Annotated in this window: 15 protein-coding genes; 4 read left to right on the top strand and 11 right to left on the bottom strand. The window is 74.6% G+C overall.

What is annotated here, in order from left to right:
- Window positions 1–3: 3 nt before the first annotated feature.
- From IAG42_RS27970 to recN, 3 genes are all read right to left on the bottom strand, one after another.
- The gene (locus tag IAG42_RS27970) at window positions 4–1,149 is read right to left on the bottom strand and encodes a glycosyltransferase family 4 protein (RefSeq protein ID WP_188339723.1); all 1,146 of its coding nucleotides are present in this window, start codon (window positions 1,147–1,149) and stop codon (window positions 4–6) included.
- A 268-nt stretch (window positions 1,150–1,417) separates the two neighbouring features.
- Window positions 1,418–2,173: a hypothetical protein gene (locus IAG42_RS27965; protein ID WP_188339722.1), complete on the bottom strand. Its 756-nt coding sequence runs from the start codon at window positions 2,171–2,173 to the stop codon at window positions 1,418–1,420.
- Window positions 2,174–2,207: 34 nt separating this feature from the next.
- Complete coding sequence (gene recN / locus IAG42_RS27960; protein WP_188341647.1) at window positions 2,208–3,932, bottom strand: DNA repair protein RecN; 1,725 nt, start codon at window positions 3,930–3,932, stop codon at window positions 2,208–2,210.
- A 208-nt stretch (window positions 3,933–4,140) separates the two neighbouring features.
- Here recN and IAG42_RS27955 point away from each other — a divergent pair, with 208 nt between their 5' ends.
- Window positions 4,141–5,493: an FtsX-like permease family protein gene (locus IAG42_RS27955; protein ID WP_223206190.1), complete on the top strand. Its 1,353-nt coding sequence runs from the start codon at window positions 4,141–4,143 to the stop codon at window positions 5,491–5,493.
- 179 nt (window positions 5,494–5,672) lie between these two features.
- Here IAG42_RS27955 and IAG42_RS27950 read toward each other — a convergent pair whose 3' ends face one another.
- From IAG42_RS27950 to IAG42_RS27940, 3 genes are read right to left on the bottom strand one after another with little or no spacing between them, the layout of a single operon-like run.
- Window positions 5,673–6,578 carry an NAD kinase gene (locus tag IAG42_RS27950; protein ID WP_188339720.1) on the bottom strand — a complete coding sequence of 302 codons (906 nt, stop codon included), beginning with the start codon at window positions 6,576–6,578 and terminating at the stop codon, window positions 5,673–5,675.
- On the bottom strand, window positions 6,575–7,390 hold the full coding sequence (locus IAG42_RS27945; protein WP_188339719.1) for a TlyA family RNA methyltransferase: 816 nt from the start codon (window positions 7,388–7,390) through the stop codon (window positions 6,575–6,577). Before IAG42_RS27945 ends, IAG42_RS27950 begins: the two co-directional genes overlap by 4 nt.
- 43 nt (window positions 7,391–7,433) lie before the next feature.
- Window positions 7,434–7,745 (bottom strand): hypothetical protein, encoded by a 312-nt coding sequence (locus tag IAG42_RS27940; protein WP_188339718.1) that lies wholly within the window; start codon window positions 7,743–7,745, stop codon window positions 7,434–7,436.
- A 42-nt stretch (window positions 7,746–7,787) separates the two neighbouring features.
- Here IAG42_RS27940 and IAG42_RS27935 point away from each other — a divergent pair, with 42 nt between their 5' ends.
- On the top strand, window positions 7,788–8,135 hold the full coding sequence (locus tag IAG42_RS27935; protein ID WP_188339717.1) for an SCP2 sterol-binding domain-containing protein: 348 nt from the start codon (window positions 7,788–7,790) through the stop codon (window positions 8,133–8,135).
- On the opposite strand, the gene IAG42_RS27930 is transcribed toward IAG42_RS27935, so the two are convergent.
- From IAG42_RS27930 to IAG42_RS27915, 4 genes are read right to left on the bottom strand one after another with little or no spacing between them, the layout of a single operon-like run.
- A complete protein-coding gene (locus IAG42_RS27930) occupies window positions 8,119–8,982 on the bottom strand; it encodes an ABC transporter ATP-binding protein (protein WP_188339716.1) in 864 nt (287 codons plus the stop codon). The genes IAG42_RS27935 and IAG42_RS27930 overlap by 17 nt on opposite strands.
- Window positions 8,979–10,037 (bottom strand): FecCD family ABC transporter permease, encoded by a 1,059-nt coding sequence (locus IAG42_RS27925; protein ID WP_188339715.1) that lies wholly within the window; start codon window positions 10,035–10,037, stop codon window positions 8,979–8,981. Before IAG42_RS27925 ends, IAG42_RS27930 begins: the two co-directional genes overlap by 4 nt.
- On the bottom strand, window positions 10,034–11,092 hold the full coding sequence (locus IAG42_RS27920; protein WP_188339714.1) for a FecCD family ABC transporter permease: 1,059 nt from the start codon (window positions 11,090–11,092) through the stop codon (window positions 10,034–10,036). The genes IAG42_RS27925 and IAG42_RS27920 overlap by 4 nt, the downstream gene beginning before the upstream one ends.
- A gap of 58 nt (window positions 11,093–11,150) precedes the next feature.
- A complete protein-coding gene (locus IAG42_RS27915) occupies window positions 11,151–12,206 on the bottom strand; it encodes an HAD-IIA family hydrolase (protein WP_223206188.1) in 1,056 nt (351 codons plus the stop codon).
- Between the two features lie 72 nt (window positions 12,207–12,278).
- On the opposite strand from IAG42_RS27915, the gene IAG42_RS27910 reads away from it, so the two are divergent.
- Window positions 12,279–13,574, top strand: a complete 1,296-nt coding sequence (locus IAG42_RS27910) for a DUF1015 domain-containing protein (RefSeq protein WP_188339712.1) — start codon at window positions 12,279–12,281, stop codon at window positions 13,572–13,574.
- 80 nt (window positions 13,575–13,654) lie between these two features.
- Here IAG42_RS27910 and IAG42_RS38115 read toward each other — a convergent pair whose 3' ends face one another.
- Window positions 13,655–14,440, bottom strand: a complete 786-nt coding sequence (locus IAG42_RS38115) for a tetratricopeptide repeat protein (RefSeq protein WP_223206446.1) — start codon at window positions 14,438–14,440, stop codon at window positions 13,655–13,657.
- Here IAG42_RS38115 and IAG42_RS38110 point away from each other — a divergent pair.
- A complete protein-coding gene (locus tag IAG42_RS38110) occupies window positions 14,411–15,553 on the top strand; it encodes a hypothetical protein (protein ID WP_223206474.1) in 1,143 nt (380 codons plus the stop codon). The two genes, IAG42_RS38115 and IAG42_RS38110, sit on opposite strands and share 30 nt — an antisense overlap.
- Window positions 15,554–15,673 lie beyond the last annotated feature (120 nt).

Genomic DNA, 15,673 nt, shown 5'->3' with positions numbered 1-15,673 from the left:
CGCTCAGCCCCCGCTCGCGGAGCGCCCGGTCAACTCGTCGTAGACGCTGAGCACTTGGGCGACGGTGGCATCCTCGGACGGCCACGAGGCGGCCTGCGCGGTGCCGAGGTCCCGCAGTTCGGCCCGGCGCCCGGGGTCGCCCAGCAGCCGGACGACGGCGCGGGCGAGTGCGGGCGCGTCACCGGGCGGCACCAACTCGGCGGCTTCGCCGACGAGTTCGGGGACGCCGCCGGCGCGGGCCGCGACGAGCGGGACCCGGGAGTGGAGGGCCTCCTGCGCGAGCAGCGGGCGGGACTCCGGACTGCCGGGCAGCAGCGCGACATCGGCGGCCGTCAGCAGTTCGGCCACGTCGTCGCGGCGCCCGACGAGCCGCACCGGCAGCCCTTCCCGCTCGATGCGCCGTTGCAGCGCCGCCCGCCCCGGCCCCTCGCCCGCGATGACGAGCAGCGGCAGGGGGTCGAGGTCGAGCCAGGCGTGGGCCGCGTCGAGCAGCAGGTCGTGGCCGCGCTCGCGGCGCAGGCTGCCGACGGCCATGAGCAACGGGCGGTCCACCGCGCCGAGTTCGGCCCGGGTCTTGAGCCGGGCGCGCTCGGCGTCGTCCTCCTCGCCGTCGGCGGGCCGGGGCGGCGGCGGGAAGGAGATCGCGGCGAGCCGGGCGTCCCGGGCGCCGCGCGCCCGGGCCCGGTCGACGAGTTCGGAGGAGGTGCCGAGCACGACGGACGCGGCGCGGGCCACCCGCCGTTCGAGGACCTTGAGCAGCCGGGCGCGGGCGCCCTCGGCGTGCGGCCGGGTGTGCCAGGTGACGACGAGCGGGACGCGGCGGCCGCTGAGGGCGAGCGAGGCGCGCAGGGCGGCGTTCAGCCCGTGGGCGTGCACGAGGTCGGCGTCGGCGCAGGCGACGCGGAGTGCGGCGACGGCGGCCGGGTCGCTGCTGCGGGGCACCGGCAGATGGTGCGCGCCGACCGCGCCGAACCCGTACGCGTGCTCGGTCTCGGCCGGGGCGCAGACCGTGACGCGCAGCCCGCGGGCGACCAGTCCCGCCGTCAGCGACCGGACATGGGCGCTGCTGCCCGCGCTGCCGCCGCCCAGCACCTGCACGGTGCGCAGGGAGGAAGGGCCGTGCGCGGGGTGGCTGCTCACGTGGCTCACGCGGCCGGGCTCCTGGTCGGTTCGGATCGGTTCGGGGCGGACGGGTTCGGGTCGGATCGGTTCGGTTCGATTCTTCTCGGTCCGGGGGTGGTCCGGGGGCGTTCCGGGCCCGCTCGGGACGGTTCGGTCGGGGTGCGCACGCCGGGGACGGCCGGGGCTCGGGCCCAAGGATGCCAGTCCGTACGGACGTTGCGGCACGGGTCACGGTCCCCTACCGCGACGACGTGGGCAACACGGCGCACCGGACCACCCGCACGGGTGAGTCGGTCTACCGGGCCGTGTCCCGTACGAAGTCGCTGATCCGGTCCCCGCGGACGGTCGCGGCGACGAGTCCGGCGGCGTGCGCGACCAGTCCGGCCCGGCCGTTTCCGGCGACGACGGCCACACCGAGCGCGGCGCCCAGCGCGTGGGCGCCGCAGTCGCCGAGCATGCCGCGTTCGGCGAGGTCGTCGGGGAGCACGGCCGCCGCCACGGCCATCGGCGCGGCGGCGAGCGGTCCGCGGAGCAGCCCGGGGGCGCCGAGCACGAGGGCCGCCTGGGCGGCGCGTCCGGGGCGTACGTCGACGAGGTTGAGGAGGTGCGCGGTGCCGGCGACGACGACTCCGGCGAGCACCCGGTCCACGGTCCGCTCCTTGAGGAGGGCGCCCGCGACCAGTCCCGCGGCCGAGATCCCGAACAACTTGACGGCGCCGCTGGTGAGTTCGCCGTCGCGGAGCGCGCCGAGGTGGGCGCGGAATCCGCGCCGCGGGTCGTCCGCCCCCGCCACGTCGTCGTAGCCCCCGCAGGCGCCGGCCGCGAGGACGGCGACGAGTGCGGCGGCGCGGGTGCCGGGCGGCCCGGCGAGGACACCGGCGGCGATCCCCGCGGCCGTGGCGGGGCCCGCGCACAGGTCGACGGTGCGGCCCGCGTGGTTCTCGCGCTCCAGGGCGGCGCCCGCGCGGGTGCGGCGCAGGACGGTGGCGGCGGCGCGGGTGACACCGGCGGCGAGGGCGGCGGCCCGCAGGCTCCGGCTGAACTCGGTCATCCGGTCACCCCGGGGCCTGCCGCCCGCGTCGGGCTCAGGCGTCCGCCCGGGCCGCTTCGAGGAGTTCCTCGGCGTGGGCGCGCGCCGTCTGGGAGTCCTCCTGGCCGGCGAGCATCCGCGACAACTCCCGTACCCGGTCCTCCCCTTCGAGGACGGTGACGCCGGACCGGGTCACCGATCCGTCGTTCGTCTTCTCCACGAGGAGCTGCCGGTCGGCGAACGCCGCGACCTGCGGCAGGTGCGTGACCACGACCACCTGGGCGGTCCGGGCGAGCTTGGCGAGCCTGCGGCCGATCTCGACGGCCGCCTTGCCGCCGACGCCCGCGTCGACCTCGTCGAAGAGGTACGTGGGCACGGGGTCGGTGCCCGCGAAGACGACCTCGACGGCGAGCATCACGCGCGACAGCTCACCGCCGGACGCGCCCTTCGCGATGGGCCGGGGCGGGGCGCCGGGGTGCGGGGCGAGCAGCAGCTCGACCTCGTCGACGCCGGTGGGTCCGCACACGACGGTGCGCCCGTCGACCTCGACGCCGTCGGGGCCGTCGGTGTCGGTCTGCCGGATGTCGAAGGAGACCCGGGCGTGCGGCATCGCGAGCGAGGCGAGCTCCTCGGTGACGGCATCGGCGAACCGGGACGCGGCCTCGGCGCGGGCCCGGGTCAGCTCCTGGGCCAGATCGCCGAGTTCGCCGCGCAGCGAGGCGCGTTCGGCGGTGAGTTCGCCGATGCGCTCGTCGTCCCCGTCGAGTTCGAGCAGCCGGGCGGCGCTCGACTCGGCCCACGCGAGGACGCCCGCGACGTCCTCGCCGTACTTGCGGGTCAGCTGGGTGAGCGCGGCGCGCCGCTCCTCGACGGCCGCGAGGCGCAGCGGGTCGGCGTCCAGGTCGTCGGCGTACCCGGCGAGTTCGGCGGCGACGTCGGTGAGCAGGATCTGCACCTCGCCGATCCGCTCGGCGAGCGCGCCGAGCGCCGGGTCGTGGGAGCGGACGGCCTCCAGGGCCCGGTGCGCGCCGCCGACCAGAGTCTGCGCGTCGACGCCCTCGGGGTCCTCGGGGTTGCCGGCCAGCGCGGCGTGCGCGGCCGCGGCGGCGGAGGCGAGCCCTTCGGCGTGGCCGAGCCGGGAGGCCTCCTCGGCCAGCTCGACGTCCTCGCCCGCGCGCGGTTCCACGGCGGCGATCTCGTCGAGCCCGAAGCGCAGCAGATCGGCCTCCTGGGCCCGTTCGCGGGCGCGGGTGGTGATCTCGTCGAGCTCGGCGCTGACCTTCTTGAGCCGCTTGTAGACGCCCCGGTACTCGGCGAGCGGGCCCGCGACGGCGTCCCCGGCGTACCGGTCGAGCGCCTGGCGCTGCCGCCCGAGCTTGAGCAGTCCCTGCTGGTCGGTCTGGCCGTGCACCGCGACGAGTTCGTCGGCGAGTTCGCCGAGCACGCCCACCGGGACGGACCGGCCGCCCAGGTGCGCCCGCGAGCGTCCCTCCGCCGAGACGGTCCGGCTGAGCAGGAGCACCCCGTCGTCGAGCTCGGCCCCGGCCTCCTCGGCGCGGGCCAGCGCGGCCGAACCGGCGGGGACGGCGACGCGCCCCTCCACCACCGCGTTCTTGGCACCGATCCGCACGAGCGCAGGGTCGGCGCGGCCGCCGAGCAGCAGCCCGAGGCTCGTGACGACCATGGTCTTGCCCGCTCCGGTCTCACCGGTCACCGCGGTGAATCCGGGCGAAAGCTCCACCACCGCGTCGTCGATGACTCCCAGCGACCGTATCCGCATCTCCTCCAACACGGACACGACCTTACGAGGTCGGGGGCCACCTGTGCGACGGGCCCTCGCTCACAGGCCCGAACCAGCAGGTGGCGCGGGAGCCCTGTCACCCGTGCGAGTGCCCGTGCGCGGGGCCGGGGCGGTGGGGTTGTCCCCCGTTCCTTCCCTCGGGGCCGCACCATGGCGCCGCCCCGGGCCGAGGGCCCACGCTGGTCCCGTGATCGGTACGAGACTGGCGCGCGCCGCCCTGAGGGCCCACCGTCCGGCGTTCGTGGGCACGGCGGTGGCCGCGCTCTTCGCGGCGGCGGTCGTGAGCTCCTCGACGACGGTCCTCACGGCCACGAGCGCGTCCGGCGTCTCCGCGGCGGACCGCCGCATCCTCACGGCGAACGGCGTCGGTGACATCGCCGCGGTCCTTCTGATCGGTTCTGTCTACATGTCGATCTTCGTGGTCGCGGCGACGATGGGGACGGCGGTGACGCAGCAGCACCGCGAGCTGGCCCTGGTCCGCGCGATCGGGGCCCGTCCGGGCCAGGTGCGCCGGGCGGTGGTGCTCCAGGCGCTGGCCGCGGCGGTGCCGGCGGCGTCGGCCGGGTGCGCGCTGGGCGGCGGGCTGCTGGCCCCGTTCTGGTTCCACGGCATGGTCGACCACGGTCTGATCCCGGCGTCGGTCCCCTACCGCTTCTCCTGGCTCGCCCTCCCGGTCTGCCTGGCGGTGGCGGTGGTCACCTCCACGCTCGCCGCGTTCCTGTGCTCGCTCCGCTTCTCCCGCCTGCGCCCGGCCAGGGCCCTCTCGGAGGCGGCGACGGGCCGCCCCGGCCTCGGCCCGCTGCGGGCGCCGCTGGGGGTCCTCGCCATCGCGGGCGCGGCCGTCCTCTCCGTCCTGCTGTCGAAGCAGGCACCGCAGGACGCGAACGCGGGCGCCTTCCTGGTCCTGATCCTCTTCTGCGTGGGGGCGGGACTGCTCGGGCCGCGGCTCATCGGCCCGGTGGCCTGGGCGGTCTCGGCGTCCGTCGGCCGCTTCGGGCCGAGCGCGCGTCTGGCGGTGCTGAACGTCCGCGCGCAGCCGCGCCGCTTCGCCGCCGCCGTCGTCCCGCTCGTGCTCGTCGTCGGGTTCGGCCTCACGAAGATCGCGCTGCGCACCACGGCCCACCACGTCACGGGCTCCGCCGGCAGCCCCGGGGAGGTGTGGCTCGACGCCATGGGCACGGGCCTCTATGCGTGCTTCGCCGCCATCGCCTCCGCCAACACGCTGGCCATGATCTCCCTGGAGCGGCGCCGTGACCTGGCCCTGCTCCGCGTGGTCGGCTCGCAGCGCCGCCAGCTCCACGCGATGGCCTTCTGGGAGGCGCTGGTGGTGACGGCGACGGCCCTCCTCCTGGGCACGGCCATCGCCCTGGCCACCCTCGCCCCCATCCTGACGACGACCTTCGGCTCCCCGCTCCCGTACGTCCCGTGGGCGGTGGCGGCGGCGATCGCCCTGGCCACGGTGGCCCTCACGGCGACGTCGACGGGGGTGCCGGTGGGCGTGGCAGTACGGGGCCGGGCGATCGACGCCGTGCGGGGCTGAGCCGACGCGGTGCCGAGCGGGCGCCGGGCTGAGCGGGCGCCAGGTTGAGCCTGGGCAGGGCCGAGCGGGCGCCGGGTTGGGCCGACGCCGGGCTGAGCGGGCGCGGTGCCGAGCGGGCACCGGCCCGAGCCTGGGCAGGGCCGCGCGGGCGCCGGGCTGGGCCGGCGCCCGGCCGAGTGCTAGTGGGGCGCCCCGCGCCAGCCCGCCACCGGCAGCGCGAACTTGGCGACGAGGCGGTCCGTGAACACCGCGTGGTGCAGCCGCGCGAGCCGCACCGGCACGGCTCCCCGCCGCACCTCGACCCGCGCGCCCGCGGGCAGTTCGAGGGTCCGCCGCCCGTCGCACCACAGCACCCCGTGCGGCGTGTGCTGCTGCACCTCGACCGCGAGCACCGAGTCCGGCGACGTGATCAGCGGCTTGGCGAACAGGGCGTGCGCGCTGATCGGCACCATCAGCAGCGCCTCGACCTCGGGCCACACCACGGGCCCGCCCGCCGAGAACGCGTACGCGGTCGAACCGGTCGGCGTCGCGCACACGATGCCGTCGCAGCCGAACCCCGTCACGGGCCGGCCGTCGATCTCCAGGACGACCTCGAGCATCCGCTCGGGCTCGATCTTCTGCACGGCGGCCTCGTTGAGCGCCCAGTCCCGGTGCACGACGTCCCCGTTGCGGTGCACCTCGACGTCGATCGTCATGCGCTCCTCGACCTCGTACTCCCGGGTGACGACCCGGTCGACGACCTTGTCCAGGTCGTCGCGCTCGGCCTCGGCGAGGAAGCCGACGCGCCCCAGGTTCACCCCGAGCATCGGCACCCCGGACGCCCGCGCGAACTCGGCGCCGCGCAACAGCGTCCCGTCACCGCCGAGGACGATGAGCAGCTCGCACGCGTCGAGGCAGGACGGCGTGGCCTCCTTCACCAGCTCCACCTCGGGCGGCAGCGGCAGATCGGCCGCCTCCGCCTCCAGGACCCGTACGCCGAGGCCACTGCGCAGCAGCCCCTGCACCACGAGTTCCGCGCTGCGGATGGCCGCGGGCCGTCCGGTGTGCGCGAGCAGGAAAACAGTACGAGCTCGGGTCTGTGTCAACGCGGCCCCTCCGCCACTGCACGGTCAACGTCGGCCGGGTCCAGTTCGGGCGCCCCGGCACGCAGCCACAGAAAGTACTCGACGTTCCCGGACGGGCCGGGCAGCGGGCTCGCAGTCACGCCACGCACGCCGAGCCCCAGCTTCCAGGCCTGACCGGCGACGCCCTTCACAGCGTCGGCGCGCAGCTCCGTGCTGCGTACGACGCCGCCGCTGCCGAGCCGTTCCTTGCCCACCTCGAACTGCGGCTTGACCATGAGCACGAGGTCGGCGTCCGGCGCGGCGCAGCGCACGAGCGCGGGCAGCACGAGGCCGAGCGGGATGAACGACAAGTCGCCGACGACGAGGTCCACGGGGACGTCGTCGATGGTCTCCAGCGTCAACTCGCGTACGTTCGTACGGTCCTTGACGGTGACGCGCTCGTCGCTCTGCAGGGACCAGGCGAGCTGCCCGTACCCGACGTCGACGGCGACGACGTGGGCGGCGCCGGCGCGCAGCAGCACGTCGGTGAAACCGCCGGTGGACGCGCCCGCGTCCAGCGCCCGGCGCCCCTCGACGACGAGCCCCTGCGGGACGAACGCGGCGAAGGCGCCCGCGAGCTTGTGCCCGCCGCGCGAGACGTACTCGGGGTCGCCGTCGTCCTGGGCGACGACGATCGCGGCGGCCGTCTCCACCTGGGTCGCGGGCTTGGTCGCGACGGTCTTGCCGACGGTGACCCGCCCCGCGGCGATCAGCTGGCTGGCGTGCTCGCGCGAGCGGGCCAGCTTGCGGCGGACGAGTTCGGCGTCGAGGCGGCGACGTGCCACACCTGCCACGGTCGGTTCAGCTCCAATCAGGGGGTGGCCCAAAGGGCCTCGTTCAGGGGCGGTGGTCGGGAGACGGGTGGGAGTGCGGGGACGGTACGGGTCGTGCGTCGAGCGCGGTGAGCGCGGAGCGCAGGCCCTGGTGTACATCCTCGTACACCTCGGCGTGCCCGTCGGCCGCGAGGTGGTCCACGTCGGCGAGCCGGTCCAGCTGGGCGTCCACCTCGGCGTGCCCGGTCGGGGTGCGCCCGATGCCGAGCGGGGCGGGGGCCGCGGGCTCGTACGACGGCTCCGGTCCGGCGGCCTGGGCTTCGGCCGGGGCTTCGGCAGCGGCCGCGGCGGGGGCTTCGGCGGGGGTCTCGCTCATGCCCCGACGCTACCGCGAAGCCCCGGTGTACCGTCGATCGCGATGGCCACGATCGAGGAGTGCCGCGCCGCACTCGAAAGACTCTCCGAGAGCATGACGCGCGCCGACGGCGACGTGCGGGCGGCTGCCGCGCTCGACCGCTCGCTGAGCTGCCGCATCACCGACCTGGACGTGACGTTTTCCGGCCGACTCCAGGACGGCCGGATCGTGGTGCTCGACACCCGCCCCGGACCGCCTGCGGAGAAGGCGCAGATCCGCCTCGCGATGTCGGGCGACGACCTGGTGGCGATGGTGGACGGCGAGCTGAACTTCGCGAAGGCGTGGGCCTCCGGCCGGGTCCGCCTGGAGGCCTCGTTCCGCGATCTGCTGCGCCTCAGGACGCTGCTGTAGCCACCTGCTTGCGCGCCTTGCGCGCGGCGGGCACCACCAGCGGCGTACCGGTCTCCGGATCATCGATGACCTGGCACTTCATCCCGAAGAGCCGCTCCACGAGCTCGGCCGTGACGATCTCCTTCGGCGCCCCCTCGGCGATCACCTCGCCCCCGCGCAGCGCGATGAGGTGCGTCGCGTACCGGGCGGCGTGGTTCAGGTCGTGCAGGACGGCGACGAGCGTGCGGCCCTGCTCCTCGTGCAGCTCGGCGCACAGGTCGAGGACGTCGATCTGGTGCTGGATGTCGAGGTAGGTGGTGGGCTCGTCGAGCAGCAGCAGCGGGGTCTGCTGGGCGAGTGCCATGGCGATCCACACGCGCTGGCGCTGACCGCCGGACAGTTCGTCGACGTACCGGTCGGCGAGCTCGGCGACGCCCGTGGACTCCATGGACTCGCGGACGACCCGCTCGTCCTCCGCCGACCACTGGCGCAGCAGGCCCTGGTGCGGGTAGCGGCCGCGGGCGACGAGGTCGCCGACGGTGATGCCGTCGGGCGCCACGGACGACTGGGGCAGCAGCCCGAGCGTCTTGGCGACCTTCTTGGCGGGCATCGACTGGATGACCTGGCCGTCGAGCAGCACCCGACCGGCGCTCGGCTTCAGCATCCGGGACAGGGCGCGCAGCAGGGTGGACTTGCCGCAGGCGTTGGGGCCCACGATCACCGTGAAGGAGTGGTCGGGTATCTCGACGGACAGCTGCTCGGCGATGACCCGCTGGTCGTAGCCGAGGGTCACGGCGTCGGCGGACAGCCTGTTCACAGAGGTGCTCCTTCGATTCGTACGGGGGCCGCGCGCGGTCGCGTCGCTCATATCCGGCCCGCCTTGCGCTCGGTGACCAGCAGCCACAGCAGATAGCCGCCGCCCACGACACCGGTGACCACGCCGACGGGCAGCTGGTCGGCGCCGAAGGCCCGCTGCGAGGCCAGGTCGGCGACGATCAGCACGGTGGCGCCGAGCCAGGTGGCGGCCATCAGGTTCGGTCCGGGCGAGCGGGTCAGCCGGCGGGCGATCTGCGGGGCGGTGAGCGCCACGAAGACGACGGGGCCGGCGGCGGCGGTGGCGGCCGCCGTGAGGAAGACGGAGGCGACGAGCAGGACGAGCCGGGTCCGCTCGACGCGAATGCCGAGCGCGCCGGCCGCGTCGTCGCCCATCTCCAGCATCCGCAGCGGCCGCGCGTACACGGCGACGAGCGGCACGAGGACGGCGAACAGCGCGAGCAACGGCCAGACCTGCGCCCAGTCGCGCCCGTTGAGCGAGCCGGTCATCCAGACGGTGGCGCGGGCCGCGTCGACGAAGTCGGCCTTCGTGAGCAGATAGCCGTTGACGGCGGTGACGAACGCGGAGACGCCGATGCCGACGAGCACGAGCCGGTACCCGTGCACGCCCCGCTTCCACGCCAGTACGTAAATGGCGGCGCCGGTGACGAGTCCGCCGACCAGCGCGCCGAACGCGACCTGGGTGGCGCTCCCGCCGAAGACGACGATCATCACGAGGGCGCCGGCGGTCGAGCCCTGCCCGAGCCCGAGCACGTCGGGGCTGCCCAGCGGGTTGCGCGAGATGGACTGGAACAGCGCTCCGGACAAGCCGAGCGCGCCGCCGACCAGCAGGCCGACGAGGACCCGCGGCAACCGCAGGTCGTTGATGATGAACTCCTGCCCCGGGTCACCCTGTCCGGCCAGCGTCCGCAGCACGTCGGCGGCCGGGATCGCGAAGTCGCCGGTGCCGATGAGCACGACGGCCGCGGCGAGCGCGGCCACCACGAGCAGCACCACGACGACGGTGGACCGCAGGCCGACGCGGACGGAGAGCCCGCCCGGGGTCCGTATCGCACGCGTCCCGGGACGCTTCGCTTCTGTCGCCTTCACAGCTGGGCCAACTTCCGGCGTCGTACGAGGAGGATGAACACGGGCGCGCCGAGCACGGCGGTGACGATGCCGACCTGGAGCTCGGCGGGGCGCGCGACGATCCGGCCGACGACGTCGGCGCCGAGCAGCAGCACCGGCGACAGGAGCGCCGCGTAGGGCAGGATCCAGCGCATGTCGGGGCCGGTGAACGAGCGCACGATGTGCGGCACCATCAGGCCGACGAAGACGATGGGCCCGCAGGCGGCGGTGGCGGCCCCGCACAGCAGGGTCGCGGCGCCCATGCTCAGGGCGCGGGTGCGGCCGAGGCGGGCGCCGAGCGCGCGGGCGGTGTCGTCGCCCATGGCCATGGCGTTGAGCGGCCGGGCCAGGGCGAGCGCGACGAGGATGCCGACGACGATGAACGGCAGGACCTGCCGGACGGTGCCCATGGTGGCGGTGGCCAGCGAGCCGACCTGCCAGAACCGCATCCGGTTGAGCGCCATGTCGTCGCTGATCATCACGGCGTAGAGGTAGCCGGAGAGCGCGGCGGTGACGGCGGTGCCGGCGAGCGCGAGCCGTACGGGTGTCGCGTTGCGGGTGCCGCCGAGGACGTAGACGAGGGCGCCGACGGCGGCGGCTCCGACGAAGGCGAACCAGACGTAGCCGCTCAGCGAGGTCACGCCGAAGAAGCTGATGGCGGTGACGACGGCGGCGGACGCGCCCATGTTGATGCCGAGAATGCCGGGGTCGGCGAGCGGGTTGCGGGTCAGTGCCTGCAGCACCGCGCCCGCGAGCCCGAGCGCGGCCCCGGCGAGCAGCCCGAGCAGCGTGCGCGAGATCCGCTCCCCGACGACGACATCGGCGTACCGCCCGGTGTCCTGGAACAGCCCGTGCCAGACCTGCTCGACCGAGAGCGGCTTGGCCCCGATCGCGATGCTGGCCACGAGCACGGCGGCCAGCACGACCAGCGACACGAGCAGCCCGGCCGTACGGATCGCGGTACGGCGCCCTGGGCGCGGCGGCACGGGGGCGGCAACGACCCCCGCACGGCTTCCTGAAGGACTGTCAACCAACACGAAGGTTAGGTTAGCCTACCCTGCCACCCGGAGGTTCTGGAGGTGCACGGCCCGACCGTCACCCGAGCCCGGCCCGGGCCAACGCCTTCCCCGAGTCCAGCCCGCACTCCCCGTCGCCGCCCGCACTCCAGGCCGCCCCACAGAGCGCTCTCAACCCGTCGATCGCCGAACCCTCCCCGCTCAGCTCCAACTCCCGCTCCCCCGCCACCGCGGTCCACCCGCCACAGGAGAACCCGTCCCCCGACGCGACGACCTCCGGCTGCCCGGTCAGCATCCCCCGCAGATCCACGTCCACATACGTGGGCCGGTGCCGGGGCGGCGCGGCCAGCAATCCCGCACCGTCCGTCACCCCGGTCAGCACCAGCAACGAGTCCACACCCCCGTTGAACGCCCCCTCGATGTCCGTGTCGAGCCGGTCCCCCACCACGAGCGGCGTCCGTGCCCCGGTCCGCAGGATCGTCTCCCGGTGCATCGGCGGCAACGGCTTCCCCGCGACCTGAGGCTCCGCCCCCGTCGCGATCCGCACGACCTCGACCGCCGCCCCGTTCCCCGGCGCGATGCCCCGCGCGCTCGGAATCGTCAGGTCCGTGTTCGACGCGTACCACGGCACTCCGCGCGCGATCGCGTAACAGGCCTCGGCGAACCGCCCCCAGGCCAGCTCCGGCCCCCCGTACCCCTGCACCACCGCCGCAGGGTCCTCGTCCGCCGAGTCGACCGGCACGAGCCCCCGCTCGCGCAGCGCGACCCGCAGCCCCTCCCCGCCGATCACGAGGATCCGCGACCCGGCCGGCACCTGCTCACTGATGAGCCGCGCCACCGCCTGCGCCGACGTGATCACATCGTCCGCCCCCGTCGGGATCCCGAGCTCCGTCAGATGCTCGGCGACCGCCCCGGGCGTCCGCAGCGCGTTGTTCGTCACGTACGCCAGCGCCATCCCCCCGGACCGTGCCACCGCCAGCGACTCCACGGCGTGCGCGATCGCCTGGCCCCCCGCGTACACCACCCCGTCGAGATCGAGCAGCGCCGTGTCGTACGCCTCGCTCAACGCCCGCGCGCTGCCCGCGGGCCGCCCCCGGAAAACGCCCTCGGCCGCCCCGCTCGCACTCTGGCTCATCCCGTATCGCTCCTCGCTCGAACTCACTCCCCCGATCATCCCCCACGCCTCTGACACTCGTACGATGCACGGATGAACACTGCAGGTGACGGCGGCCTCGACCTGATCCCCTTCCGCGGAGTGCGGTACGTCCCGGAACGGGTAGGCAGCCTCGCCGCCGTGACCTCACCCCCGTACGACGTCGTGGTCCGCCCCGACGGCCTGCTGGAGCTCCAGAGCGCGGACCCGCACAACATCGTCCGCCTGATCCTGCCGCAGGCGGGCCCCGCGGCCGGCCCGCAGTCCCGCAACGACCAGGCGGCCGCCACCCTGCGCCGCTGGCTCGCCGAGGGCGTCCTCGCCCCCGACGCCGAACCGGCGCTCTACGTCTACGAGCAGCGCGGCGGGGACCTCCTCCAGCGCGGCCTGATCGGCGCCCTGCGCCTGTCCGAGCCGTCCGAGGGCGTCGTCCTGCCCCACGAGGACGTCATGCCGCACGTCGTCGAGGAGCGCGCGGGCCTGATGCGCACCGCCGCGGCGAACCTCGAACCGCTGCTCCTGACCTACCGGGGCAACGGCCGGGCGACCGGCGCGACGGCCGTCATCGAGCGCACCGTCCAGGGCGCCCCGCTCCTGGCCACCACCACCGAGGACGGCTTCGCGCACCGCCTCTGGGCGATCACCGACCCGGCCGAACAGCAGCGGATCCAAGCCGATCTCGCCACCCACCAGGCCCTGATCGCCGACGGCCACCACCGCTGGGCGACCTATCTCCGGCTCCGCTCCGAGCACTCCGGCCCCACCCCGTGGGACTACGGCCTGGTCCTCCTCGTCGACACGGCCCGCTACCCGCTGCGCGTCCGCGCCATCCACCGCCTCCTGAACCGGCTCCCGCTCGACGAGGCCCTGGCGGCGGCCCGCACCCACTTCCGCGTCCGCGAGATCCCGGGCCCCCTCACCCACGCGATGGAGGAACTGGCCGAGGCGGCGTCGGCGGGCAACGCGTTCCTGCTCGCCGGCGGCCCCGAGGACACGTACCACCTGCTCGACCGGCCGGACCCCGCGCTCCTGGACCGCACGGTCCCGGCGAACCGCCCGCAGGCCTGGCGCACCCTGGACGCGACCGTGCTCCACTCGACGCTCCTCGGCCACGTCTGGCACATCCGCGAGGACTCCCCCGCCGAGATCTCGTACATCCACGACACGGCGGCGACGGTCGCCAAGGCCCGCCGCGACGGCGGCACGGCCGTCCTCATGCACCCCGTCCGCGAGGAAGTCGTACGGGAACTGGCCCGGCAGGGCGTCACCATGCCCCGCAAGTCCACGTCCTTCGGCCCGAAGCCGGCCACGGGCCTGGTCCTGCGCACCCTGACCGACCTCACGGACTGAGCACCAGCCGGAAACGACGAACGGGCGGGCTCCCCGAAGGGAACCCGCCCGCCCAGGCCGAGGCCTACCTACTACGCGACCTACTTCACGTCCCGGTCGTCCTCGCCGTCAGCGCTGTCGCCGCTGTCGCCGTGCTCGTCGTCCGCACGCGCCGGCTCCGCCGCCTCGGCACCGTCGTCCTCGCTGTCGTCGAACGCGTCCACGAAGTCGACGCCGTCCATCTCCGCCAGCCGGTCGGAGGCGTCCGTGCTGCCGTCCTTGTCGGCCTCGACGGCCTTGGCGAACCACTCGCGCGCCTCGCCCTCACGCCCGACGGCCAGCAGCGCGTCGGCGTACGCGTAGCGCAGCCGCGCGGTCCACGGCTGTACGGAGTTCGAGGCCAGCTCGGGGCTCTGCAGCGTCACGATGGCCGCGTCCAGCTGCCCCATGTCACGGCGCGCACCGGCCGCGACGAGCCGCATCTCGACCTGTCCGGCCTTGTCGAGCTTCTGCACCTCGGGCGCACCGGCCATGTCGAGCGCCTTCTCCGGCCGCCCGAGCCCACGCTCGCAGTCGGCCATGACGGGCCACAGCTCGATGTTGCCGGTCATCCGACGCGCGGCACGGAACTCGGCCAGCGCCTCGCTGTACTTCTGGTTCGCGTACGCGGCGAAACCGGCGGCCTCACGGACGGCGGCGACGCGCGAGGCGAGCCGCAGCGCGACCTTGGAGTAGCCGTAGGCACCCTCGGGGTCCTCGTCGATGAGCCGGGCGACCATCACCAGGTTCTTGGCGACGTCCTCCGCGAGCCCCTTCGGCAGGGACTGGAGCTCCTGCTGCACGTCCTTGTCGATCTCGTGCCCGGTGACGTCCTCGGGGATCGGCAGCCGCTTGATCGGCTCCCGGTCGCGGTCCCGCTCGTCACGGAACCGGCCACCGCCGCCACGCCGGTCGTCCCGACGGTCGTCACGCCGGTCATCGCGCCCACGGAACCCACCGGGACGCCCGCCCCGGTCGTCCCGACGCGGCCCACGCCCACGGTTGTCGTCACGCCCACGGAAGCCACCACGGTCCCCGTACGACGGACGCTCGTCCCGACGGTCATCGCGCCGGTCATCGCGCCGGTCGTCACGGCGGAACGCCGGCCGGTCCCGGTCACCGTCACGACGCGGCCCACGATCCCGGTCACGGTCGCGGTCACCGTACGAACGCGGCGCCCGGTCGTCCCGACGATCGCGGAACCCGCCACCACCACGGTTGTCGTCCCGCCCACGGAAACCACCACGGTCCCCGTACGACGGACGCTCGTCCCGACGCTCATCACGGCGGTCATCGCGCCGATCGTCACGGCGGAACGAGGGCCGGTCCCCACGGTCCCGGTCGCGGTCACCGTAGGACGGCCGGTCATCCCGACGTCCACGGAAGCCGCCACCGCCACCACCGCGGTTGTCGTCCCGCCCACGGAAACCACCACGGTCCCCGTACGACGGACGCTCGTCCCGACGGTCATCACGCCGGTCGTCCCGACGGTCGTCACGGCGGAACGGCGGCCGGTCCCGGTCACCGTCACGACGCGGCCCACGATCCCGATCACGGTCACCGTACGAGGGCCGGTCATCCCGACGTCCACGGAAGCCGCCACCGCCACCACCACGGTTGTCGTCCCGCCCACGGAAACCACCACGGTCCCCGTACGACGGGCGGTCATCACGACGCTCACCACGCCGGTCGTCCCGACGGTCATCGCGGCGATCGTCACGCCGGTCGTCCCGACGGTCGTCACGGCGGAACGGCGGCCGGTCACGGTCACCGTCACGACGCGGCCCACGATCCCGGTCACGGTCACCGTAGGACGGCCGGTCATCCCGACGTCCACGGAAGCCGCCACCGCCACCACCGCGGTTGTCGTCCCGCCCGCGGTTTCCGCCGCGGTCACCACTGTCCCGGCGGCGCTGATCGCGCTCCGGTCGCTCGTCGGGAGAGTTGGGGGACATCGGTGACTCCTCGTCTTCGGTACCGCAGTCATTCTCGCGCAGCCGGCCGACCGGCGCGCTTCGGCAAAACAAAAAAGGACCCTTTGGTCCCAGCGTGAACGCTGGGACCAAAGGGTCCTCCAAAAA

It is taken from the genome of Streptomyces xanthii, from assembly GCF_014621695.1.
Lineage (GTDB): Bacteria > Actinomycetota > Actinomycetes > Streptomycetales > Streptomycetaceae > Streptomyces > Streptomyces xanthii.
This window is presented reverse-complemented; position numbering and strand designations above follow the sequence as displayed.